We start from the raw sequence: 22,930 nt of genomic DNA, 5'->3' as shown, positions 1-22,930 counted from the left end.
TTTACTAATTTACAATTTATAAGCTTATTTTTGATAAAACCCATTTACAATGCAACATATTATTGATCGTTTCATAAGCTACATCACTATTGATACACAGAGCGATTCATCATCAGAGACCACACCGAGCACTGAAAAGCAATGGAATTTAGCCAACAAATTAGTTGATGAATTACGTGCTATAGGCTTATCTGACGTTACCATAGATGAAAACGCCTATATAATGGCAACACTGCCATCTAATGTAGAACATGATGTACCTACCATAGGTTTTATTTCTCATTTTGATACTTCACCAGATTTTTCTGGCACCAATGTAAAACCACAAGTAATCAAAAACTATGATGGTAAGGACATTGTATTGAACAAGGAAGAAAACATCATACTATCTTCAAGTTATTTTGATGATTTATTGCAATACATTGGGCAAACGATTATAACCACAGATGGCACAACACTTTTGGGTGCCGATGATAAAGCAGGTATCACAGAAATAGTAACCGCTATGGAGTATTTAGTTAATCATCCTGAAATTAAGCACGGTACTATTAGAATTGGGTTTACTCCGGATGAAGAAATTGGCAGAGGGGCTCATAAGTTTGATGTAGAAAAATTTGGTGCTGAATGGGCGTACACTATGGATGGCAGTCAAATAGGAGAACTAGAGTATGAAAACTTCAATGCTGCAGGAGCAAAAATCACTATAAAAGGTAAAAGCGTACACCCTGGATATGCGAAGGGTAAAATGGTCAATGCCGTGCTAATTGCCAATAAGATTATAAACGAATTACCTAAACATGAAATACCGGAAGAAACGGATGGTAGAGATGGCTTTTTTCATGTACACCATATGGAAGGTGAAATTGAAAATGCTACCGTAGAGCTTATCATAAGGGACCATGACTTAAGACGTTTTAATGAGCGTAAAGAATTAGTAGAAGCCATTGTAAAAAAGTACAATCATGAATTTGATAATTGTGTAGCACTTGAATTAAAAGATCAATATTTTAATATGAAAGAAAAGGTTAAACCAGTTTTTCATATTGTTGAAACTGCTAAAAAAGCAATGGAAGACATCGGCATAAAACCAATTATTAAACCAATACGTGGTGGTACCGATGGGTCTCAATTGAGCTACATGGGCTTACCATGCCCTAACATTTTTGCAGGCGGACATAATTTTCACGGTAAATATGAATATGTACCGGTAGAAAGTATGCAAAAAGCTGTTGAAGTTATTGTACGTATTTGTCAATTGACGGCACACCAGTAACACTATGGAAAAACAAGAGAAATTAGATAAATTCTATGATGAGCCGCACCATTTTAAAAATGGTGTTGCCGCATTGAGAAAACTTGCTTTAGCTTGTGGTTTAACGGAAACTTATAAATGGAGTTTCCCCACCTATATGATCGATGGCAAAAATGTTATCGCCATCGGTAAATTTAAAACCCATTTTGGTATTTGGTTTTTTAATGGTGTCTTTTTAAATGACCCTAAGAAAGTGCTTGAAAATGCACAAGAAGGCAAAACAAAAGCCATGCGGCATTGGAAATTTTTAAATCTAGAGGAAGTTAAGAAAACGAGCGTTACAGATTATATAAATGAAGCCATTGAAAACCAAAAAAAAGGATTACAATTAAAAATCTCTAAAAAACCAAAAGGTAAAATTGAAGTTCCGCTACTTTTAACTCAGGAGTTTAATAAAAACTCTGAGCTTAAAGACTCATTTAGCAAACTTACCCATTCAAAACAACAAGAATACGTTGAGTATATAACTACAGCTAAGCAAGAAAAAACGAAACTATCAAGACTTGTCAAAATAGTTCCGTTAATTTTAGCAGGTAAAGGTCTTAATGACATTTACCGAAAATAAATACTTTATAAGGTTGGCAGTTTCCAACCATTATGATAATTAGCTTTTAGGAACTGATTAGCTTCTTCATTTTTAAACTGACCTGCAGTTTCATCCCAATAAATTCTGTTTCCCGTTTTAAAAGCCACATTCCCCATATGTGAAACTAATGCAGCATCATACCCCACTTTAATAGGTGCATTTAATTTAGAATTATCTCTGCTTTTTACAGCTTCTATAAAATTTTGGGTGTGTAGGTCCAAGCCACTCAAACCACCATTATCGTGAGACATGGCTTCCATCTTAGGAATACCTTCCTTGCCCCAACCCTGAAACTCTTTTTCGGGAATTACTTCCCAACCTCCTCTATCCAAAACTAGTGTACCGTTATTACCTATAAAGGCTATGCCGTGGTTTCTTCCATAATTACCACCATCAATACCTGTTGCATGCTCCCATAAAATGGAAAATCCATCATATTCGTAAACGGTCTGTAATGTATCTGGAGTTTCAGAGGCATCGTTCGGGTAAGCAAATTTTCCACCAAGTGCCATTACCGATTTTGGAGTTTCTGCTTTCATACCATATAAAGCATAGTCCATTAAATGGACTCCCCAATCTGTCATTAATCCGCCAGCATAATCCCAAAACCACCTAAAATCGAAATGAAATCTATTTTTATTGAACGCTCTTTCTGGAGCTGGACCTAGCCACATTTTATAATCCACACCTGCAGGCACAGTGGTATCTGGTACAACAGGTACAGGTTTCATCCAGCCTTGGTACGCCCATGCTTTTGCCAATCGAATTTCACCTAGCGCACCGGAATGGACATATTTAATAGCATCTACAAAATGTGGCTGACTACGTTGCCACTGTCCTATTTGCACCATTCTATCTCTAGACTGCACAAAGTCTAGCATTATATTTGCCTCTTGTACGGAATTGGCTATAGGCTTCTCACAGTATACATCTTTACCTGCCTGTAATGCATCGGTTAATTGCAGACAGTGCCAATGATCTGGCGTACCAATAATCACCACATCAATATCTTTATTCTCTAATAACTTTCTATAATCTACATACCATTTTGGCTTCTTAATACCTGCCTTTTCCAAATCGGCTGTTCTTTCTCGCAATACATTTTCATCAACATCACATAAGGCAATGACATTAATTTCACTTATTTTAAGAAATGAAGTTAAATCGGAAAATCCCATTCCTTTACAACCAACCAAGCCAACATTTATAGTGTCATTGGCTCCAACTTTTTTTCGCATCATTGACAGGAGTTCCATTGGAAACATAAACGAGGCACCTGTCAATACTAATCCTGCAGTACTTTTTCTAATAAAATTTCTTCTGTTATGTGGCATGTTGTTGATTTAAGTGTATTTAAATATACCACATTTGAGCAAAAAAAAACACCGATGTTTACATCGGTGTTTTTAATATGAATTTTGAAAAAAATCTATTTTTTTTCTGGAGCATTTAATTTAGTGCTCATTTCCATGGAGATGGCAGATCTATCAAACTTTAATTTTCCAGCCATTGTTTCAATTACACATGAAAAATCTTTATCATTCAAATCCACTACTTTTCCGTGCAGACCACTTTTGGTAATAACACGATCACCACGTTTTAATTCTGCCGAAAACTTCTTTTCATCCTTTTGTCTTTTCATTTGAGGTCTGATCATAAAAAAATATGCGACCACAAATATTAAAATCATCGGAAGAAACTGCCCTATATCACCCATTTTTGGTATATCTGTAATTTATAATTATTTAACAGGTCCTAATGGAGCTGCTCCTTTTGGGTTAACAAAAGCTTTAATTCTTAAAAGCTCTGAACCTTTTTCTGTATTTGCAGTAACCGTAATAGTTTTAGTTACTTGGTTTTGACCTGAACCGTTAAAATTAACTTTCAACTCACCTGTTTCACCTGGTGCGATTGGATCTTTTGGTGGGTTAGGCACAGTACAACCACAGCTACTTTTTGCATCAGTAATAATAAGTGGCGCATTACCTGTATTGGTAAATGTAAAAACTGTTTCTTGAGGTGTTCCTTGCTCAATTGTACCAAAATCATGTTCTGCCTTTTCAAAAGACATTACAGGTACTGCTTTTGCTGCCTCATCTCTTACTGCAGCCTCTGTTACGTTATCCGTTTTTATCTTGCTAGACGCATTATCTTTACAAGAAGTAAAAGCTACCATTGATACAAGACCAACAATTAGAACTAATTTTTTCATACTATTTAGATTTATCAATTAATTGTAAAATTATAAAATATTTTTATAATAGACCCCTACCCATTTTGTTAAGCTTTCCTTCTGACTTGTATTCTTTAGTAAGCTTATCCAAAATTCCGTTTATAAAGATGCTACTTTTTGGCGTAGAATATTCTTTAGCAATTTCTAAATACTCGTTTATTGTTACCCTTTCTGGTATAGATGGGAAATGTAATAACTCACAAATTGCCATTTTCAATAGTATACTATCAATACCTGCAATACGATCTTTATCCCAATTTGGTGTTTTGCCTTCAATTTCCTTTTCTAAAGCATCATTTTTCAATAATGTTCTAGAAAGTAATTGCATAGCAAAAGTCATATCCTCATCATCTTTTAAAAGACTTGGCAAAAAGTATGATTCTGGATGAACTTGCTTTACTTTTTTAAGATGCTTTAAAACAAAGGTGTTAACAATAGGAATATCATCTACCCATGTTAATTTATCATCTTCGAAATAATCGTAGATTTTCTCGTTAGGCGCTATGATGTTTTTGAACAAGTTCAATACCAATTCTTTATCTGCAGCATAATCGCTTTCTGGTGTAGACATGTATTCTTGGTATACTTCGCTCTCTATAATTTCTTTATAGATAAGTTTTACATACTCTTCGTTCAAGTACCAGTTGTCTAATTTTCTATGGGTAATTTCTTCCTCTAGGGTTTTATTCTCTACAATTTGTAATAACAATCTGTTTTGAATAAACTTTTTAGGATTTGGAAATTCATTCTTTTTATCGCTAATATATTTGTTAGCAGAAAGAGAAATTTGGTCTGCAGCCCTTTTTTGTATTTCTACGAAAAGACTAAGCCACAACAAATACAGGGTATATGTATTCTCTATGCTTACTTTTAAAAACTTCTCTTGTTTCTGTAATGAATCATCCTTAGATTGGATAAGAGCATATATACTCTGCATTACCTTAACCCTAATGTGCCTTCTTGTAAGCATTTTTAAAGAACTTTTTTTAATAAATTATTAATTAAAGCCGCAAAGGTAAGTATCTATTTAAAGGGTCACAATAGCAATCGTATTTATCTTAGCTTATTTATAACATATGGTTTTAGGTCAAAAAACTATCTTTGACCTCAGAAATCTATATTATTCTCTTTTTTACTACCTATGAAAGAACTTAAGCACCTTAATAAATACTTTAAAAAATATTGGCTTAAGCTTTTTCTCGGAATCATTATTACCGTGGTAGCCAGGCTTTTTCAACTGATTATGCCCTCATATGTAAATAACTCTATTACCGTAGTAGAGCAATATATAAAGGCAGAAATAGAAAAATCTACTGCGCAAGAATTATTAATGGAATATATTTTAATTATTGTTGGCGCTGCTTTATTATCTGGTTTTTTTACATTTTTAATGCGTCAACTAATTATCAACATATCTAGGTATATTGAATATGATCTTAAAAATGAAATATTTGATCACTACCAAAAACTAAGTCTCAACTTCTACAAAAAAAATAGAACAGGAGATTTAATGAATAGAATTAGTGAAGATGTTAATGAAGTTAGAATGTACGCAGGACCTGCAATTATGTATGGTATACAGACCTTAACCTTGTTTGCATGTTTAATACCATTAATGTTTATTAAAGCACCAACATTGGCTGCTTACACCCTATTGCCTTTACCAATCTTATCTGTTTTAATTTATCAAATAAGTAAAGTAATCCATAAAAGAAGCACTATAGTACAACAATACCTATCAACTTTATCCACGTTTACACAAGAAATATTTTCTGGGGTATCTGTTATTAAGGCGTACGCATTAGAACCACAAACAAATAATGACTTAGTAAATCTTGCCATCGAGGGAAAAGAAAAAAGTGTAAGTCTAGCAAAAGTAAACGCTTGGTTTTTTCCTTTAATGATTCTTTTAATAGGAATCAGTAATATTTTGGTCATATATATTGGAGGCAAACAATATTTAGCGGGTGAAATTGAAGTTGGGCTTATAGCTGAATTCATATTATATGTAAATATGTTAACATGGCCAGTTGCTATTGTTGGGTGGCTAACTTCTATTGTACAAAGAGCAGCAGCAAGTCAAGAGCGTATCAATGAATTTTTAAATCAAGAATCTGAATTAAAAAACACTCCTACTCATGAGCACAAGGTAAAAGGCAAAATTGAATTTAAAGATGTAGATTTCACTTACCAAGACACTAACATAAATGCCCTAAAACATTTATCGTTCACTATAAATGAAGGCGAGACTACAGCTATTATTGGCAAAACAGGTTCTGGAAAATCTACTATTCTTGATTTGGTAGCACGATTATACGACACTACTTCTGGAGAAATCTTAATTGATAACGAGCCAATAAAGAGCATAGACCTTACTAGTTTAAGAGAATCTATTGGTGCAGTACCGCAAGATGCATTCTTATTCTCTGACAGTATTAAGAACAACATTAAGTTTGGGAAAGAAAATGCAACAGACCAAGAAATTATAGATATAGCTAAAGATGCTGTAGTTCATGAAAATATTATGGGCTTCTCTAAAAAGTACGATACTGTTCTTGGCGAAAGAGGCATTACATTAAGTGGAGGACAAAAGCAAAGAGTTTCAATTGCAAGAGCTTTAATTAAAAAACCACAAATCTATTTATTCGATGATTGCCTTTCTGCAGTTGATACCGAAACCGAAGAAGAAATTTTAAATAATCTTAAAAAAGCTTCTAAGAATAGAACTACATTAATTGTAAGTCATAGAGTATCATCGGCTAAAAATGCTGATAAAATTTTGGTTTTAGATGATGGCAGACTCATTCAAGAGGGTACCCACGATGAATTAAATACCCAAGAAGGGTATTATAAAGACCTCTATCACAAACAGCTCTCCGAGAAAGAAAATTAGAAAATTGTTGTCGGATAGCGTTTTTTTTTTCATTTTTGATAGTATAACGACACTAAACATTAGAAATGAGCGAAAGAGATTTATCAGATCAGGAAGAAATTCACTCCAAAGTTTTACGGGCAGGTAGAAGAACGTACTTTTTCGATGTAAGAAGTACTAAGGCTGGGGATTATTATTTGACAATTACAGAAAGTAAGAAATTTACACATGACGATGGATCGTTCCATTACAAAAAGCATAAAATTTATTTATACAAAGAAGACTTTGATGCTTTTAAAGAGAACGTTGAAGAAATGATGGATTTTATAATTAACGAAAAAGGTTCTGAAGTTATCTCTGAGAGACACCAAAAAGACTTTAAAAAAGAAGAAGCTGAAATTGAAGTACCAGTAGAAAATACATCTACCAACACTTCTAGTTTTACAGATGTAAGCTTCGAGGATATTTAATTAAAATCTTTTACTAAAATATCAAAAACGACCCTTAAGTATAAGGGTCGTTTTTATTTTACGGCTTTTTATTTCATACTTTACCGTAAAGCATATTTAACCAGCAGAATGTTTATCATAGTTAAAACTACAGTAATCAATAGTGCAATACTAAGTGTAGAAAATATTGATAACAGTATAAAAAGTAACAGTAGGTAAATAGGATATGATAGTAAGCCAAATGCGAATCTAAAAGTTCCCATAAACTCATCTTCTGGCACCTTCGGCTTTAGCCATAATCGCCAGACAATAACAACGGGAAAATTCAAAATACTAAATACTGATTTGTAGAAATCAGTATTTTGATTCGGAATAACCACTTCATTAGAATCGCCTAAATGCTGCTTTGAATAAGCCTTAACTTTCTTATTTATAGCAATAGGATTCAAAAAATCTGCTTTTTCATTTATCAGCCTATTGTTTATAGCATCGTATTGCTCTTCATTTGGTATATGAGTTGTCAATTGCCGTAAATTGCTTGTAATCTTATTTTTGATAGTAAGACTAGAGGAGTTTAAATCCGCTGCATTAAATAGCCTCTTAGCCGATATAGGTTTACCATAATAAATAGAAACTTCATCTGGAAAATGTGTTGCATTTTTATAATTAAACCCTACAGGAATTAATTGAACATCTAAATCCGGGTAAAGCTCAAAAGCCCTGAATAATATTCTAGTGAACCCTTTACTTAACGGCCTAACCCTTCGCTGCAAACTATGATTTGCCTCCGGAAATAAAAGCAATGCCTCTCTCCTATTTAAAATTTCTGCACAAGAATTAAAAATCGCATCATTATTAAAAAGTGTGCCCCTACCATCACGCATTCTATAAATGGGTAACATTTGAAAATAGTTAAAAACACGTTTTAAAAATTTTCCTTTAAAAACATCTGATCTGGTTAAAAAATAAGGTTTACGATTACAATCTGTTGCAATCAACAACACATCCATTAAGGCACTTTGATGGTTAGGTAGAAACATTACCGGTTTATCTACTGGTATATTTTCTAGCCCTGAAATAGTAATTTTTTTATGATAACCGTAAAGTCCGGTTTTCACTATTACTTTCACTATGGAATAAATAAATCCGCTCAAGCTACAGTCTCTTTAACAACCGACTTTCTATTCCAAAAAGCAGCTAAAATTAAACCAGAAATTATATGCCAAATCCCCCAAAATGCAGCAAGTAATGCCATACCTCCTAAACCATCAAAGAAGGTAAAAATTAATAACAACCCAAGTCCAGAATTTTGTATTCCGGTTTCTATGGTAATCGATCGTAAACTATCTTCTGGCAAATGAAATAATCTCCCCATACTATATCCTGTAGAAAAAGCTACCAGATTATGAATTAGAACAATCCAAAAAACATAAAGAATATAATCCATGAAAATTACTCGGTTATTATATAGTGCTATAAACACTAAGCAAATAAAGAATACTAGTGAAACTATTTTCAGCTTTTTAGCTATTTTTAAAGCTAGCACAGGGTTACTATAATTTAAATACATACCCAATACTAACGGAAGACCTAACAACAAAAAGACCAGTTTGACCATCTCTAAAGGTGATATAGAAATTTCATTTATTAGACTTGAACTGGGTTCATACAGCATAGACCAGAAATGAAAATTCAATGGTGTCATTACTATTGCCAAAATAGTTGCAATTGCCGTTAGGCTTACAGATAATGCAGTATTAGCCTTTGACAGATAAGAAATAAAATTAGAAATATTACCACCAGGGCAGGCTGCAACCATAAACATTCCTAACGCAATGCTTGGGAAGGGTTCAATAATCAAAACCAGTAAAAAAGTAATTGCAGGCAGTAAAATGAATTGACTAGTTAACCCAACCAATAGTGCTTTTGGTTTTGACCATAGAGGTTTAAAATCTGAAATTGATATCTCTAATGCAACCCCAAACATCACTAAACCTAAAACTAAGTTCATAACCCATAACGAACCAGAATCAAAATTAATAAGAACCTTATCTAAAATACTTTCTGTCAAAAATTTAGGAAATTTTTAATCCGTTAGGCACTTTCATTTGAGGCTGAATTAGCACCACCGAACTTTTTTCTACAGCACCTAATATAAGACATTCGCTCATAAAATTGGCAATTTGTTTCTTAGGAAAATTTACCACCGCTATAACTTGATTACCTATAATTTCCTCTTTTTTATACTTTTCGGTTATTTGGGCAGATGTTTTTCTAACGCCTATTTCCGAACCAAAATCTATTTCTAATTTGTAAGATGGATTTCTAGCTTCCGGAAAGTCATAAACTGCAATTACAGTACCTACCCTCATATCAATTTTACTAAAATCGCCCCATGTAATAGTTTCTTCCATTATGTAATTCTGAGTTTTTCTATTAATTCTTTTGGTACATTTCCTGAATACATGCCATATGCATCTACTAACAAGCCCTTCTCTCCTTTATTGGTTTCTATAACATACAGAATGGTGTTATCATCTGGGTTGCTCATACCTTCAAAACGATAAAATTTCACAACATCCAATTCGGTTGCCGAATGAATCTTCTTTTTGTTTTTATTTTCAACCCCAGCGTCACAAAGGTTAAAATCTTCGGTATAGCCTTCTTCTTGTAACGCTTTAATTGCAATAGACAATGATACATATGATTTTTCCATAACTATAATTTTTAATGGATTAATGAATTTAAGAATAGTATAAAGTAAAAGCAAGGGGTATTAATTTGTTAACTTAGTACACTAAAATTTTAGTTGATATGGCAAGAACGGAAAGCAAAATGTTGGCACTAGGCACACTGGCTCCAGAATTTAGTTTGTTAGATACTATTAGCAAACAGACGTTGAACCTACATGCTTTAAATGGAGAAAAGGGCACCGTAATAATGTTCATTTGTAATCATTGCCCATTTGTTATTCATGTAAATCCAGAAATCACTAAAATGGCTATAGAATACAGGAAAAAGGGTATTCATTTTATTGCTATCTCTAGTAATGATGTCGAAAATTATCCTGAAGACGCTCCGCAATTCATGCGAATTAAGGCAAAAGCTGAAAATTACACTTTTCCATATTTATATGATGAAGACCAGAGTGTAGCTAAAAAATACGATGCGGCTTGCACCCCAGATTTCTATCTTTTTGATGATAAGCTTAAGCTAGTCTATAGAGGGCAGTTAGACGATTCTAGACCTGGAAACGAATTACCTTTAAATGGTAAGGATCTTAGAAATGCGATTGACAATTTAATCTCCGGGAAAGAAATTGACCCTATGCAAAAGCCCAGCATTGGCTGTAATATTAAATGGAAGAAAAACAGCTAATAAAATTCGTAAATCAGTTAAGTTTATGGATGATACTATTAAATTTGAAGTACTACAGCCATCTCATTACCAAACGTATATAGAAATAGGCACAAAAGCTTATAACCAGCATTATAGACATTTATGGCCCAATGGAGTTACTGACACCTATATTGAAAGCAGTTTTACACATCAAGTTTTATTGAATGAAGAACAAGATGAGAATACTGTTCTGTATTTGATTAAAGTAAATATTGAATATATAGGAATACTTAAAATTACGCTTCACAAAGAATTACAAACCTACAATAAGCTTGATGCTCTTTACCTAGATAAGATTTATATTCTCAAAGAATTCTCTGGCAAAGGTATAGGCACCAAAAGCTTGCATTTTGTAGAAAATATAGCCAAGAAGCATTTAAAAAAGACCATTTTTCTAGAATCTATGCAAAAAGGACCTGCACTACAATTCTACATAAATAATAATTTCTCAATTGTAGGCACTACCAAAGTACCTTTCAGCAATGTTATTGAAGAAGAAAAACCAATGTATTTATTAAAAAAGGATATTTAAAAATCTTACCAATTTTGTCTCAAAGATAAATTTTCAATGTGAGCAAAATGATGATTACTATGCCAAGCATATTTACCAATATTCTCTGCCACAGAAACATTTACATTTCCATCTGGGTGTATGTAACTTACCTTTAAATCTTCTGCCGAAAGTCTGGTTAACAAATAAACCAATTTGGCATGCAAGGCCGTCAGATAGGATAAGGATAAGGAAATTGGGGCCGTTCTAGCATCAATCAGCTCACTCCATTTTTTTTCTTCATAAACCTTAATCAATGGTCTATTCTCTGTCAATGCCCATTTAAAACGTGTGTAACTATGGTGATGACTATCTGCCATATGGTGTATTACCTGTCTTACCGTCCAACCATCTTTTCTATAAGGGGTATTGAGTTGATTTTCAGAAAAATTATTTACAAGATTTGACAAACGTTCAGGTAGGGTTTCCAATACCTTAATCCATATTTCAATATCATCTTTTGAGATATCCTTTGGGCATTCAAAATGTCCAATCGGGTATTTTAATTTTTCTAATTCTTCCATAATTTAAAAGTAGAAATTTTAATAGACTTTTAACCTAAAACCTTTAGCCAAGGTTATATAATCTACTAATTTTATAGGATATAAAATTAATTATACAAAATCATACCATTATGGCAACAATACGCTTAGGAGACAAAGCTCCTAATTTCACAGCAGATAGCTCAGTAGGAACTATAAATTTATACGATTACCTTGGTGATAGCTGGGGAATATTATTTTCTCACCCAGCAGATTTCACACCAGTATGTACTACAGAGTTAGGTACAGCTGCAAAATTTAAGGGAGAATTTGATAAGAGAAATGTAAAAATGATTGCTTTGAGTGTTGACGGCGCAGCATCACATGCAGAATGGATCAAAGACATTAACGAAGTTCAGGATACGGTAGTTAATTTTCCTATTATAGCCGATGAGGACAAAAAAGTTTCAGATTTATATGACATGATTCATCCAAATGCAGACAACAATCTTACCGTTCGTTCTGTATTTATAATTGCTCCAGATAAATCCGTTAAGTTGACATTGACGTACCCAGCATCTACAGGAAGAAATTTCTACGAACTTTTAAGAGTAATAGATTCCTTGCAACTTACAGCTAATCATAAAGTTGCAACACCAGCAAATTGGGAACATGGAAAGGATGTAGTAGTTAGTCCTGCTATATCTACAGCAGATGCAAAGGACATATTTTCTAAGGGAGTTACCGAAGTAAAACCATATTTAAGAATGACGCCAGACCCTACTGCATAGGCTTAAAAACAAGTTCATTCTCAATACTTTAGACTATTATTATTAACATTAAGATAACGCGTAAGTTTTTAAGTATTTAAACAAAAAAAAACTATCTTCGCACTTTAATTAATATTTAATTTTTCTATTATGAGTAAAGGAACAGTAAAATTCTTCAATGATTCTAAAGGTTACGGATTTATCACTGAAGATGGTTCAAACGAAGATCATTTTGTACACATTTCTGGCTTAATCGATGAAGTTCGTGAAGGTGATGTTGTAGAATTTGAACTACAACAAGGTAAAAAAGGATTAAACGCCGTTAATGTGAAAGTAATTGACTAGGTAACGATTTAACTTTTTTATAGTATAAAACCCGAACCAATTGGTTTGGGTTTTTTTATGCGCTTTATTTTAAAATTTGTTCAACTTAAACGCAACCTTTTATATAAATACCTATCTATAGATTAAACAAGAACGGTTCCCCGACCTTATACCTATAGTTATGACCACATTTTTGACCGTATTTTTAGTTTTAATGATTGTTAATGTAATATTGCTTTTAGGAAGTTTTATTACCCGAAAAAAATAAGCATCAAAAAAAACACCTATATCATTACAATACAGGTGTTTTAATAGTATTTAAAAAGTAAGCTACTTAACCAACTTTCATTAATTCTACATCAAATATTAATGTGGCATCTGGTGGTATAACACCACCTGCACCTGCAGATCCATAAGCTAAGTCTGATGGAATTACAAAACGTGCCTTATCACCAACTTGTAATAAAGAGATACCTTCATCCCAACCTGGGATTACTTGACCAATTCCCAATTGAAAATCTATAGGAGAATTACGCTTGTAAGACGAATCAAAAACCTGACCGTCTAAAAGAGACCCTTCATAATGTACAGAGACCTTTTGCCCTTTTTCGGCTTTATCTCCGTCACCTTTCTGAATCATTTTGTAACGTAGTCCAGAAGCCGTAGACTCAAAACCTGCAGCAACTTTATCAAGTTCTGCTTCTTTTTTTGCTTTTTCTGCTGCTAATCTAGCCTCACCAGAAGCATTGAAATCTTCAAAAGCTTTTAATGCATTCCATTTTTCGGCTGTATCGCCAACTCTTACAATTTCCAAAGACTCAATAACATCATCTTGTGCTATATCATCTACAACTTCTTGCCCTGCAGCAACATGTCCAAAAATAGTATGCTTGTTATCTAACCATGGTGTTGGTACATGTGTAATAAAGAACTGACTACCATTAGTTCCAGGACCAGAATTAGCCATAGATAGTACCCCTGGAGCATCATGCTTTAATTCTGGGTGAAATTCATCATCAAACTTGTAACCAGCATCGCCAGTACCTCTACCTTGCGGACAACCACCTTGAATCATAAAATCTGGAATAACCCTATGAAATTTTAAACCATTATAATAAGGCTCACCTTTACCTTTGGCGCTATTTTCTTTATTACCCTCTGCTAAAGCAACAAAATTACCAACTGTTCCCGGAGTTTTGTCATGAGTTAATTTAACTAGTATTTCGCCTTTATTTGTATTAAACTTGGCGTAAATTCCTTCTTCCATTTTAGTTTTTTTAAGTATGCCGCAAAGGTAAAGAAATTTAACGATTTGAACATTTTAACAATTTCAAATGACAAATAATTAATACCTAATAAGCTTAAATCTATACCATGCTTTGAAATCAATGTTGATAGAAGAACATAGTTAATTAAAACCCGTACGTATCTACTAAATAAATTAAACTTGCCATTGATGCTGCTCCTAACTGAAGTTCGCGTCTATTCACATGTTCAAACGTATCGTTTTCAGCATGGTGGTGATCAAAATACCGTTGAGAATCTGGTCTTAATCCCGCAAGTACTAAACCCTCTTTTTTCAACGGACCAATATCTGCACCACTAAATCCTTTTTTAAAAGAATGTATTAAATATGGTTCAAAAAGGCTTTTCCACTCCAACACTTTCTCAAAGTCTTTATCTGAACTGTCAAAAGTAAAACCACGTGGAGTAAACCCACCAGAATCACTTTCTAAAGCGAATATGTGTTTTTCATTATTGGTCGCAGCAACTTCTGCATATTTATTTCCTCCCCTTAAACCATTTTCTTCATTCATAAAAAGAACCACTCTTATTGTTCGTTTTGGTTTATAACCTGTTTTCTTAAAAAGGTTTAAGACCTCCATACTTTGAACACAACCTGCACCGTCATCATGAGAACCATCGCCTAGATCCCAAGAATCTAAATGCCCACCAACTACTATGACCTCTTCTGGCGTAGTACTTCCTTTAATTTCAGCAATAACATTATAAGATTCAACATCATTAAACTGCTTGCAATTCTGCTTAAAAAAGAATTTAATTTCAGGATTCAATTTCAAGGAAGTGCTTAACAATTCGGCAGCATTAGTACTAATTGCCGCTGCAGGTATTCTTTCCGATTCTACCTGATCACCATAACCCATTGAACCCGTATGTGGATAATCATCTAAACGAAGATTCATTGATCTAACAATTACACCAAATGCACCATATTTAGATGCTTCCAAAGCACCCGCATATCGTTGATCAACGCAATTAGAATAGGCTGTAAAAGTATCTATCTGTGTAGCATCCATTGGTTTATTAAAAAACACAATCTTACCTTCTATCTTTTCTTTGCCTAAAATTGCCAGTTGCTCAATGCCCTCTACCTCTATAATATTTGCTTTTATTCCCCTTGGTGGTGTAGGTACAGAACCTCCTAATGCACAAATGGGTACATTTGTAGTGGCTCCAGGAGACGTTTCAAAATATGCAAATTCTGGCGTACCTCTAACCCATTTTGGTACCATAACCGGTTGTAGCCAAACCTTATCGACCCCTAAAGAATCTAACTGAGATTTGGTATAATTAACTGCCTGCTGTGCTTGTATTGATCCAGATAACCTACCACCTATTTGATTAGATAGGTAATTCAACCAATCATAACCCTTACCCTCTGTTAAGGCAGTATCATAAAGCTTCTTAATCTGTAATTGGTCTGTACTTTGCGAAAACCCGAAAGATGTGCAAGCAATAACAAATAATAGTACCAGTTTACTGTTCACCTTGTAATTGTTCTTCATAGCTGTCTAAATTAGCCTTTATTTTATCGCTCAACATAGGCTCCTTAATATCTTTGTATTTTTTTAACGATTGAAGCAAAATTGAAGCAACTATTATACGTGTAGCTTTTTTATTATCTGCAGGAATAGCAAACCATGGTGCATGATCATGAGTTGTTTTAGAAATAGCTTCCTCATAGCACTTTTGGTAAACATCCCAAAGCTTTCGTTCTTTTAAATCGCCTGGAGAAAATTTCCAATGTTTCTCTTTAATTGCAAGTCTTCTTAATAAACGTTGCCTTTGCTCTTCTTTAGACAGGTTTAGAAAAAACTTAAATATCAATGTTCCATTTTCTGCTAAATGACGCTCAAAATCATTGATTTGTTCAAATCTTTTATCCCAGAAATTTTGGTCTATATCATCTACAGTATGTATACCTGGTATATGCTCACTTAATATATACTCTGGGTGTACCCTTGTTACCAATACATTCTCATAATGAGTTCTATTGAAAACTCCGAATTTTCCTTTTGCCGGTAAAACCAAATAGTGACGCCATAAATAGTTATGACTCAATTCTAATTCTGTTGGCACCTTAAAACTATGTACTTCAACACCACTAACATTAAAATCTTTAAACACTTCACGTATTAAACTATCTTTTCCTGCGGTATCCATACCCTGTAAACAAACTAGAATACTGTATTTTCCATGTGCATATATGGTATCTTGAAACTCTCCCAGCTCTCTTCTAATGCTTGATAATTCTTTTTTAAGTTCTTTATCAGATTTTCCAAAATCTTCAAAAGTCTCATTATCAGCTATTTTGAAATTTTTATTGGTTCTATAATTGTCTACTTTTATCTTATCCATACCGAAATATAAAATATAATATTTATGAATACTAATTCTATAAAATATCCTACATAACCAAAACCATTTAAATTCCGTTTATCGAAATTGATAGGTATTGTATCGAAAATAATATTTTCAACAAGGTAAAGCATATAAATTTACCCGTGTAAGACCCCAAATTTTACAGCTAATACACCTACTTATGAAGAAAAATATCTATTTTTTCTGCGTTATTGCACTAGTATCCTTGTCCTCATTTACAGCTAATGTAGAATGTGAATATGCAAATTCTAACATGGGTTACGCAAAATCACAGATAACTGCTGCATTAAGTACCCAAGATATAAACCAAGCTAGGTTTTATGCTTACAAAGCATTAAACGCCTTAGAAAAATCAAAAGATCAATTAAAGGTTTGTGGATGTACGTATGCCAAAACAAGTGTGTACGAGAACATTGAGGTTTTAACACTTGCAACAAAATCAACTACACTAGAAGGAACAATTAGTTATTTGAACGAATCTATTGAACTTACGGATAACACAATTTTAGTATTAGAATCTCATGATATTCATGATAGTATATACTCTAATAATGAACTGTCGGTAAATACAAATTCATCCACGGAAGTTAAAACAGGAAAAAAAGTAAAATTTGATAAAAACATATTTGAAAATATTGATATTTCACTAGAAAAATATCGAGTTTCATTAGATAAAGTTGTTCAAACTGTCAACTGTAAAGATGCTACTGCTTTTGCTACAAGAATTTTCAATGAAAGCGAAGCTCAATTGCTAAAACCTAACATCTCAGAAGGAAGCAAATATTACAACTTACGTACCAAAGAAATTACCCAAGAAGCTTTGAACAAAATAGGTGACTGTGCAAAAAAATAATTTGGCCAAGTTATTTACTTGCAAATAGTTTTACATCATCTTCCGATACATCTTGTCCTCCAAGAATAATTAGTCGTTCTACAACATTTCTTAGTTCACGAATATTACCGGTCCAATCATAGGCTTTAAGCAGTTTTATAGCCGTATCTGAAAACGTTTTAGCAGCCATGCCTTGCTCTTCTGTAATTTTCTTAGAAAAATGCTCAATCAGTAATGGTATATCATCACGTCTATCGTTTAAACTAGGCACTTGAATTAGAATAACTGCCAATCTATGGTATAAATCTTCTCTAAAGTTACCTTCCTCAATTTCCTTTTTTAAATCTTTATTGGTTGCAGCAATTACACGAACATCAACCTTTATGTCTTTATCCGTTCCAACACGAGAAATCTTACTTTCTTGAAGTGCTCTTAGAACTTTTGCTTGCGCGGAAAGACTCATATCACCAATCTCATCTAAAAAGATTGTTCCTTTATTAGCAGCTTCAAATTTACCCGCCCTATCTTTTACGGCAGATGTAAATGCACCTTTTACATGCCCAAATAGTTCACTCTCTATTAATTCTGAAGGAATAGCAGCACAGTTGACCTCTATAAACGAACCTGAGCTTCTTGCACTTTTTTCATGTAGCCAATGTGCTACAAGCTCTTTACCGGTACCATTAGACCCTGTAATTAATACACGGGCATCTGTAGGAGCTACTTTCTCGATCATTTCCTTGATCGTATTAATTTCGCCACTTTCACCGATCATCTCATAGTTCTTGCTCACCTTTTTCTTCAAGTTCTTATTCTCTACAACCAGAACTTTTCTATCTAAGGCATTTCTAACTGTAGTAAGTAATCTATTTAAATCTGGTGGTTTTGATATATAATCAAAGGCACCTAATCTCATGGTATTAACTGCAGTATCTAAATCTCCATGCCCAGAAATCATGATAAAAGGAATTTCTGGCTTAATTTTTCGAGCAGCTTCTAGAACCTCTACACCATCCATTTTTGGCATTTTTATATCGCAAAGCACCAAGTCGTAATCATTATTCTTTATGGTTTCAATTCCTTTCAATCCATCTTCAGCTTCCTCAACAGAGTACGCATCATTCTCTTCAGATAGAATTTTAACCAAAACTCTTCTAATTGCCGCTTCATCTTCGATTACTAATATTTTTGACATAACTGCTTTTTAAATTCCTATTCTTATTCCTGTTCTAAAATAAAGTCCTGATGCATCGTTCAACGTAAAAATATCATCTCTTTCTTCATTTCTTAGTGCACTGTTTTGATAAATAGAACGACCACCTATAAAGTAAACGGACATATCTTTAGTTATTTTATACTGATACCCTAATGTCAATAATAATGCCGTAGAAGAAACATCGGTAGATAAATTATTACCAGGTAATAAAATATCGTTTTGAATATTAACGTAATAACCATCTAAAAAAATTTCGGTCTGAAAAAAATGTCCCTTTTTAGTGAAGTATTTCATACCAGACTTAGGTGCTCCAAGTATATATGACCAATTAGGGTGAAATCTTTTCTCATAGTACACAAAAGGCAAAGGAATATCTATTGGTGAGGTACCATTATAAGAAATACCTAACACTAGCATATAAGGTTTCTCAACATCTTTTACATTTTTGTATGCACCTGCGGTATAGTTCATGTTAAAATCATCTTCCTGTAACTCTTCCACAAAGTTAGTAGACCACCGTGGGGTTACCACTGCTATTAAGCGCCATTTCTCAGTTAGCTTATACATATATGCTAAGTTGACATCCAATACATGAAACTTACTTAAATCGTCAGAATTAGGAAACAAATCATCTGGCACTTCAAAGTTATACCTATTGTACTCCGCGCCTAATACCAAGTAATCTTTTTTCTCTCGTACTGCCAATGGCACATTTAAAACCAGCTTTATGCGCGATGTTTCTACGTCACCACTATTCTCTGGCATCAACATATATTCTAACCTAAAAACATCTGGAGTTTGCCCAACGACTATATTAATAGCAGAAAGCACCAAACCAACGAAAAGAAAAGTACCCCTAAGTTTTTTTATTATTCTCTGCATTAGAAACATTGCTATGTTGAAAAGGTCCTTGTTGATATAAATGAATATCTCTTTGAGGAAAAGGAATGGAAATATTGTTCTTTCTAAAAGCAGCATCAATCTTATATCTTACTTCACTTTTTATTTTTGGGTCTGTAAAACTATCGGTCAAATAAAAATTTACTGTAAATATTAATGCCGAATCTCCAAAATCTTCAAAGATTACAAACGGTTTTGGACTTTTTAATATACTTCTTTGCGTACCAACTACTTCTAAAAGCAACTTGGTCACTAATTCTATATCACTTCCATAAGCAACACCAATACGTACTAACTCCCTAGTTGTTTTATGATTTTGCGTATAATTATAAACGATGTCACTAATAAACTTATGGTTAGGAATTATAATCACTTTGTCATCTCTAGTAATTGCCCTAGTAGTGCGCAATTTAATTTCAAAGACCTTACCTACCCTATTATCTATTTCTATGATATCACCTACTCTTAAAGACTTATCTACTATAATAAAAACTCCACCAATGATATCTTGAAAAATGTCTTGTAAAGCCAAACCAAGACCAACAAATAATGCTGCAGATGCCGTAATTAGTATAGTAATGTTTATACCGGCCGCGCTCATTGTAAAAAGTATGACCACTACATAAACTAAATACTTAATAAACTTAAATATGCTGATAAACTTAAGTTTATCTTCAGCCTCCATTTTTCTGGTGAAAAACCTACGAATAGCTTGCAGAACAGTACTGGTCAATAGAAAAGCTAATGTTAGCAACAAAAGAAGACCTACCGTAATGTGAATAGATTTTTCACCATCACCGAATTGATATCCAAGGTCTAAAAATTTCTTAATAGTCCCCCAAACATCGTCTTCAATTATTTCTTTGATTTTTTCTGTGCCCTCCTGAATCATCATGAATATTTAAGCCACTTATACAATTCTTTATAGCTAGGTTTTTTACCGTACATAAGTATACCAACACGATAAATTTTTGCTGCTACCCATACAATACCTATAAAAGTACCTATTAATATTAAAATTGATGTAATCAATTGCCACAACGGTACACCACCTTCACCTATACCCCAAGGTAATCGCATTAACATTACAATTGGTGATGTTAAAGGAAAAAGAGAAAAAGCAACAGCTATGGGTCCGTTAGGGTTACTGAATACGGAAAAGAAACCGACATAAATAGCTAACATTAACGGCAAAATTACTGGAAAAATAAATTGCTGAGTGTCGGTTTCATTATCTACCGCAGCACCTATGGCCGCATAAATAGAACTGTAAATTAAATAGCCCAAGACAAAATAAATAATAAAAAATACCAGCATAGCAATAATGGGTATTTCAAATATTTCTTGCGCATACAATTGTATGTTCTGAGTCAATGCGTCTACATCCACGTTGGCACCACTAGCCATACCTGATGCCATACCGCCACCTTTGGTTAAACTAGCTGGATCAATATCAAAAATAGCTAGACCTATAAAAAGTAAGATAGCACCTGATACAATCCAAATTGCAAATTGTGTAATACCCGCAAGTGAAGTACCAATAATTTTACCCATCATTAAATGAAAAGGCTTTACCGATGATATAATAACTTCAATAATTCTACTTGTTTTTTCCTCAATGACACTACGCATTACAAAACCTCCGTAAATAATAATAAACATCATTATAAGATACCCGAATGCACCCCCGATTATAGCCTTAATCTCATTGATTCCTTTAATATTCTGAAGTCCATCAAAAGTTTCAATATTTATATTGTAACTACGATCCATTTCGGCATACTCTTTTGGCGATAAGCCAAGCTCTCGTAATCTTTCTTGACGTAATCTACTAGTAATAGAATTCTCTAACTTATCTAATACGGTTGCGCTTGGCGCATCTTTACTATAAAAAAATGCTCGTTGCGCTACTTGTTCTAAGTTAGATTCGTTAGGTAAATAAATAAGCCCATAAAAGCCTAAACTTACCGTAGAATCTTTTGCTTCCGCTAATGATATATCTTTGAAATTGATGTAAGAAGTAGCGTCTGAGGTCACAAATTCATTTGCGAAATAACCACTTTCATTTAAAACACCAATTACTTTTTTTTCATTGTCATTTAATTGAGTTAGATATGCTATCAACAATATCATACCCACCATCAAAAAAGGGCTTAAAAAAGTCATAACAACGAATGACTTATTACGCACCTTTGCAATATATTCTCTTTTTATTATCAGTAGTAATTTACTCATTGTCGATATTTTTATTTTGAATGGTCTTAATAAAAATATCATTTGCAGATGGTATAGTTTCTATAAAACCATTTACGTTACCCCTTGAACTTAAGAAAGATAAAATTTCGCGAGATTCATTTGAAGGTAATTGAACGCTAAGGTTCAACTGATTTTCTATACGATCATATTCTTGAGATAGAATTTGAAATTTTCCTTCCATTTCATTTAGTAAAGACTGCTGATTATCTGTCTCTAAACCTATTTTAAAAATATTGTTTTTATAGGCTTTTTTAATATCAGATAGTTTACCGTCCAGTATTTTTTCAGATTTATGAATCAAGGCTATATACTCGCACAATTCTTCAACCGATTCCATTCTATGTGTAGAAAAAATGATTGAAGTACCATTTTCCTTTAAACTTAAAATTTGTTCTTTTATAATATTAGCGTTTATAGGATCAAACCCACTAAAAGGCTCATCAAAAATCAACAACTTGGGCTCATGAAGTACAGTAACCACAAACTGTATCTTTTGCGCCATACCTTTAGAAAGTTCTTGTATTTTTTTATTCCACCAGTCTCCTATTTCTAACCTCTCAAACCAATATTTCAATCGCTTTTTAGCCTCCGCTTTAGACAGTCCTTTTAACTGCGCCAAATAAAGTGCCTGCTCGCCAACTTTCATACTCTTGTAAAGTCCGCGTTCTTCAGGCAAATAACCTATTTGCGAAATATGTTCTGGTTTTAAAAGTTCACCGTCAAAATAGACGGAACCTTTATCAGGAAAAGTAATTTGATTTATAATACGTATTAGCGTGGTTTTACCAGCTCCATTAGGACCCAACAAACCGTAAATGCTATTCTTAGGAATTTCTAGGGAAACGTTTTTCAATGCCGTATGGCTCCCAAACTGTTTGGTGACCTCATTAGCTACCAAAATATGACTCATGGACTCAATTTCTACAAAGATATTGAATTGTTTTGACTAGCTACACTCTTTATTTATCCTTTACAAAATACCGATTATCAATATATGAAAACTTAAAATGCTTTTGCCCTAAAAAGCAAAACCCACCCTTAATAAATCAAGGATGGGAAAAAAAT

The 22,930-nt window shown here is 33.4% G+C and carries 26 protein-coding genes; 9 read left to right on the top strand and 17 right to left on the bottom strand.

Annotated elements, in window-relative coordinates; genetic code table 11:
- Positions 1–49: 49 nt before the first annotated feature.
- Together pepT and BM296_RS09390 are read left to right on the top strand one after the other, a co-directional pair.
- Positions 50–1,273: a peptidase T gene (gene pepT, locus BM296_RS09395; protein WP_091902776.1), complete on the top strand. Its 1,224-nt coding sequence runs from the start codon at positions 50–52 to the stop codon at positions 1,271–1,273.
- Between the two features lie 4 nt (positions 1,274–1,277).
- Positions 1,278–1,877: a YdeI/OmpD-associated family protein gene (locus BM296_RS09390; RefSeq protein ID WP_091902775.1), complete on the top strand. Its 600-nt coding sequence runs from the start codon at positions 1,278–1,280 to the stop codon at positions 1,875–1,877.
- 5 nt (positions 1,878–1,882) lie between these two features.
- On the opposite strand, the gene BM296_RS09385 is transcribed toward BM296_RS09390, so the two are convergent.
- From BM296_RS09385 to nusB, 4 genes are all read right to left on the bottom strand, one after another.
- Positions 1,883–3,232, bottom strand: coding sequence for a Gfo/Idh/MocA family protein (locus BM296_RS09385; protein ID WP_091902774.1), 1,350 nt, complete (start codon positions 3,230–3,232; stop codon positions 1,883–1,885).
- Positions 3,233–3,327: 95 nt separating this feature from the next.
- Positions 3,328–3,615: a preprotein translocase subunit YajC gene (gene yajC, locus BM296_RS09380; protein ID WP_027064360.1), complete on the bottom strand. Its 288-nt coding sequence runs from the start codon at positions 3,613–3,615 to the stop codon at positions 3,328–3,330.
- 24 nt (positions 3,616–3,639) lie between these two features.
- The gene (locus BM296_RS09375; RefSeq protein ID WP_091902773.1) at positions 3,640–4,110 is read right to left on the bottom strand and encodes a DUF1573 domain-containing protein; all 471 of its coding nucleotides are present in this window, start codon (positions 4,108–4,110) and stop codon (positions 3,640–3,642) included.
- A 43-nt stretch (positions 4,111–4,153) separates the two neighbouring features.
- A complete protein-coding gene (gene nusB, locus BM296_RS09370; protein ID WP_027064358.1) occupies positions 4,154–5,101 on the bottom strand; it encodes a transcription antitermination factor NusB in 948 nt (315 codons plus the stop codon).
- Between the two features lie 171 nt (positions 5,102–5,272).
- Here nusB and BM296_RS09365 point away from each other — a divergent pair, with 171 nt between their 5' ends.
- Positions 5,273–7,024: an ABC transporter ATP-binding protein gene (locus BM296_RS09365; RefSeq protein WP_027064357.1), complete on the top strand. Its 1,752-nt coding sequence runs from the start codon at positions 5,273–5,275 to the stop codon at positions 7,022–7,024.
- Between the two features lie 65 nt (positions 7,025–7,089).
- Complete coding sequence (locus BM296_RS09360; protein ID WP_027064356.1) at positions 7,090–7,473, top strand: PUR family DNA/RNA-binding protein; 384 nt, start codon at positions 7,090–7,092, stop codon at positions 7,471–7,473.
- Between the two features lie 80 nt (positions 7,474–7,553).
- Here BM296_RS09360 and BM296_RS09355 read toward each other — a convergent pair whose 3' ends face one another.
- The 4 genes from BM296_RS09355 to BM296_RS09340 are packed head-to-tail and all read right to left on the bottom strand — an operon-like array spanning position 7,554 to position 10,168.
- On the bottom strand, positions 7,554–8,606 hold the full coding sequence (locus BM296_RS09355; RefSeq protein ID WP_091902772.1) for a lysophospholipid acyltransferase family protein: 1,053 nt from the start codon (positions 8,604–8,606) through the stop codon (positions 7,554–7,556).
- A complete protein-coding gene (locus BM296_RS09350; protein WP_091902771.1) occupies positions 8,603–9,523 on the bottom strand; it encodes a bile acid:sodium symporter family protein in 921 nt (306 codons plus the stop codon). The genes BM296_RS09355 and BM296_RS09350 overlap by 4 nt, the downstream gene beginning before the upstream one ends.
- Before the next feature lie 4 nt (positions 9,524–9,527).
- The gene (locus tag BM296_RS09345) at positions 9,528–9,866 is read right to left on the bottom strand and encodes a tRNA-binding protein (RefSeq protein WP_027064353.1); all 339 of its coding nucleotides are present in this window, start codon (positions 9,864–9,866) and stop codon (positions 9,528–9,530) included.
- On the bottom strand, positions 9,866–10,168 hold the full coding sequence (locus BM296_RS09340) for a phosphoribosylpyrophosphate synthetase (protein ID WP_091902770.1): 303 nt from the start codon (positions 10,166–10,168) through the stop codon (positions 9,866–9,868). Before BM296_RS09340 ends, BM296_RS09345 begins: the two co-directional genes overlap by 1 nt.
- Before the next feature lie 98 nt (positions 10,169–10,266).
- On the opposite strand from BM296_RS09340, the gene BM296_RS09335 reads away from it, so the two are divergent.
- The gene (locus tag BM296_RS09335; RefSeq protein WP_091902769.1) at positions 10,267–10,830 is read left to right on the top strand and encodes a thioredoxin family protein; all 564 of its coding nucleotides are present in this window, start codon (positions 10,267–10,269) and stop codon (positions 10,828–10,830) included.
- A 25-nt stretch (positions 10,831–10,855) separates the two neighbouring features.
- Positions 10,856–11,383 (top strand): GNAT family N-acetyltransferase, encoded by a 528-nt coding sequence (locus BM296_RS09330; protein ID WP_143099057.1) that lies wholly within the window; start codon positions 10,856–10,858, stop codon positions 11,381–11,383.
- A 5-nt stretch (positions 11,384–11,388) separates the two neighbouring features.
- Here the strand turns inward: BM296_RS09330 and BM296_RS09325 are convergent, their stop codons facing one another.
- The gene (locus tag BM296_RS09325; protein ID WP_091902767.1) at positions 11,389–11,925 is read right to left on the bottom strand and encodes a YfiT family bacillithiol transferase; all 537 of its coding nucleotides are present in this window, start codon (positions 11,923–11,925) and stop codon (positions 11,389–11,391) included.
- A gap of 110 nt (positions 11,926–12,035) precedes the next feature.
- On the opposite strand from BM296_RS09325, the gene BM296_RS09320 reads away from it, so the two are divergent.
- Both BM296_RS09320 and BM296_RS09315 read left to right on the top strand, forming a co-directional pair.
- A complete protein-coding gene (locus BM296_RS09320) occupies positions 12,036–12,674 on the top strand; it encodes a peroxiredoxin (protein WP_027064348.1) in 639 nt (212 codons plus the stop codon).
- A 129-nt stretch (positions 12,675–12,803) separates the two neighbouring features.
- Positions 12,804–12,998 (top strand): cold-shock protein, encoded by a 195-nt coding sequence (locus BM296_RS09315; protein ID WP_027064347.1) that lies wholly within the window; start codon positions 12,804–12,806, stop codon positions 12,996–12,998.
- A 313-nt stretch (positions 12,999–13,311) separates the two neighbouring features.
- Here the strand turns inward: BM296_RS09315 and BM296_RS09310 are convergent, their stop codons facing one another.
- The 3 genes from BM296_RS09310 to BM296_RS09300 form a co-directional block, all read right to left on the bottom strand.
- Positions 13,312–14,244, bottom strand: coding sequence for a peptidylprolyl isomerase (locus BM296_RS09310; RefSeq protein ID WP_091902766.1), 933 nt, complete (start codon positions 14,242–14,244; stop codon positions 13,312–13,314).
- 145 nt (positions 14,245–14,389) lie between these two features.
- Complete coding sequence (locus tag BM296_RS09305) at positions 14,390–15,784, bottom strand: M20/M25/M40 family metallo-hydrolase (RefSeq protein ID WP_091902765.1); 1,395 nt, start codon at positions 15,782–15,784, stop codon at positions 14,390–14,392.
- On the bottom strand, positions 15,756–16,637 hold the full coding sequence (locus tag BM296_RS09300; protein WP_091902764.1) for a PPK2 family polyphosphate kinase: 882 nt from the start codon (positions 16,635–16,637) through the stop codon (positions 15,756–15,758). The genes BM296_RS09305 and BM296_RS09300 overlap by 29 nt, the downstream gene beginning before the upstream one ends.
- A 184-nt stretch (positions 16,638–16,821) precedes the next feature.
- Here BM296_RS09300 and BM296_RS09295 point away from each other — a divergent pair, with 184 nt between their 5' ends.
- A complete protein-coding gene (locus tag BM296_RS09295; RefSeq protein ID WP_091902763.1) occupies positions 16,822–17,514 on the top strand; it encodes a hypothetical protein in 693 nt (230 codons plus the stop codon).
- Between the two features lie 10 nt (positions 17,515–17,524).
- On the opposite strand, the gene BM296_RS09290 is transcribed toward BM296_RS09295, so the two are convergent.
- The 5 genes from BM296_RS09290 to BM296_RS09270 are packed head-to-tail and all read right to left on the bottom strand — an operon-like array spanning position 17,525 to position 22,775.
- Positions 17,525–18,688, bottom strand: coding sequence for a sigma-54-dependent transcriptional regulator (locus BM296_RS09290; protein WP_027064342.1), 1,164 nt, complete (start codon positions 18,686–18,688; stop codon positions 17,525–17,527).
- A 9-nt stretch (positions 18,689–18,697) separates the two neighbouring features.
- Entirely contained in the window at positions 18,698–19,591 is an 894-nt protein-coding gene (locus BM296_RS09285) for a DUF6268 family outer membrane beta-barrel protein (RefSeq protein WP_091902762.1), read from the bottom strand.
- Positions 19,566–20,501 carry a mechanosensitive ion channel family protein gene (locus BM296_RS09280; RefSeq protein WP_027064340.1) on the bottom strand — a complete coding sequence of 312 codons (936 nt, stop codon included), beginning with the start codon at positions 20,499–20,501 and terminating at the stop codon, positions 19,566–19,568. The genes BM296_RS09285 and BM296_RS09280 overlap by 26 nt, the downstream gene beginning before the upstream one ends.
- Positions 20,501–21,844, bottom strand: a complete 1,344-nt coding sequence (locus tag BM296_RS09275; RefSeq protein ID WP_091902991.1) for an ABC transporter permease — start codon at positions 21,842–21,844, stop codon at positions 20,501–20,503. The genes BM296_RS09280 and BM296_RS09275 overlap by 1 nt, the downstream gene beginning before the upstream one ends.
- Positions 21,837–22,775, bottom strand: a complete 939-nt coding sequence (locus BM296_RS09270) for an ABC transporter ATP-binding protein (protein WP_027064338.1) — start codon at positions 22,773–22,775, stop codon at positions 21,837–21,839. The genes BM296_RS09275 and BM296_RS09270 overlap by 8 nt, the downstream gene beginning before the upstream one ends.
- Positions 22,776–22,930: the final 155 nt, after the last annotated feature.

Origin of the sequence: Maribacter stanieri, assembly GCF_900112245.1 — a bacterium.
GTDB classification, from domain to species: Bacteria; Bacteroidota; Bacteroidia; order Flavobacteriales; family Flavobacteriaceae; genus Maribacter; species Maribacter stanieri.
This window is presented reverse-complemented; position numbering and strand designations above follow the sequence as displayed.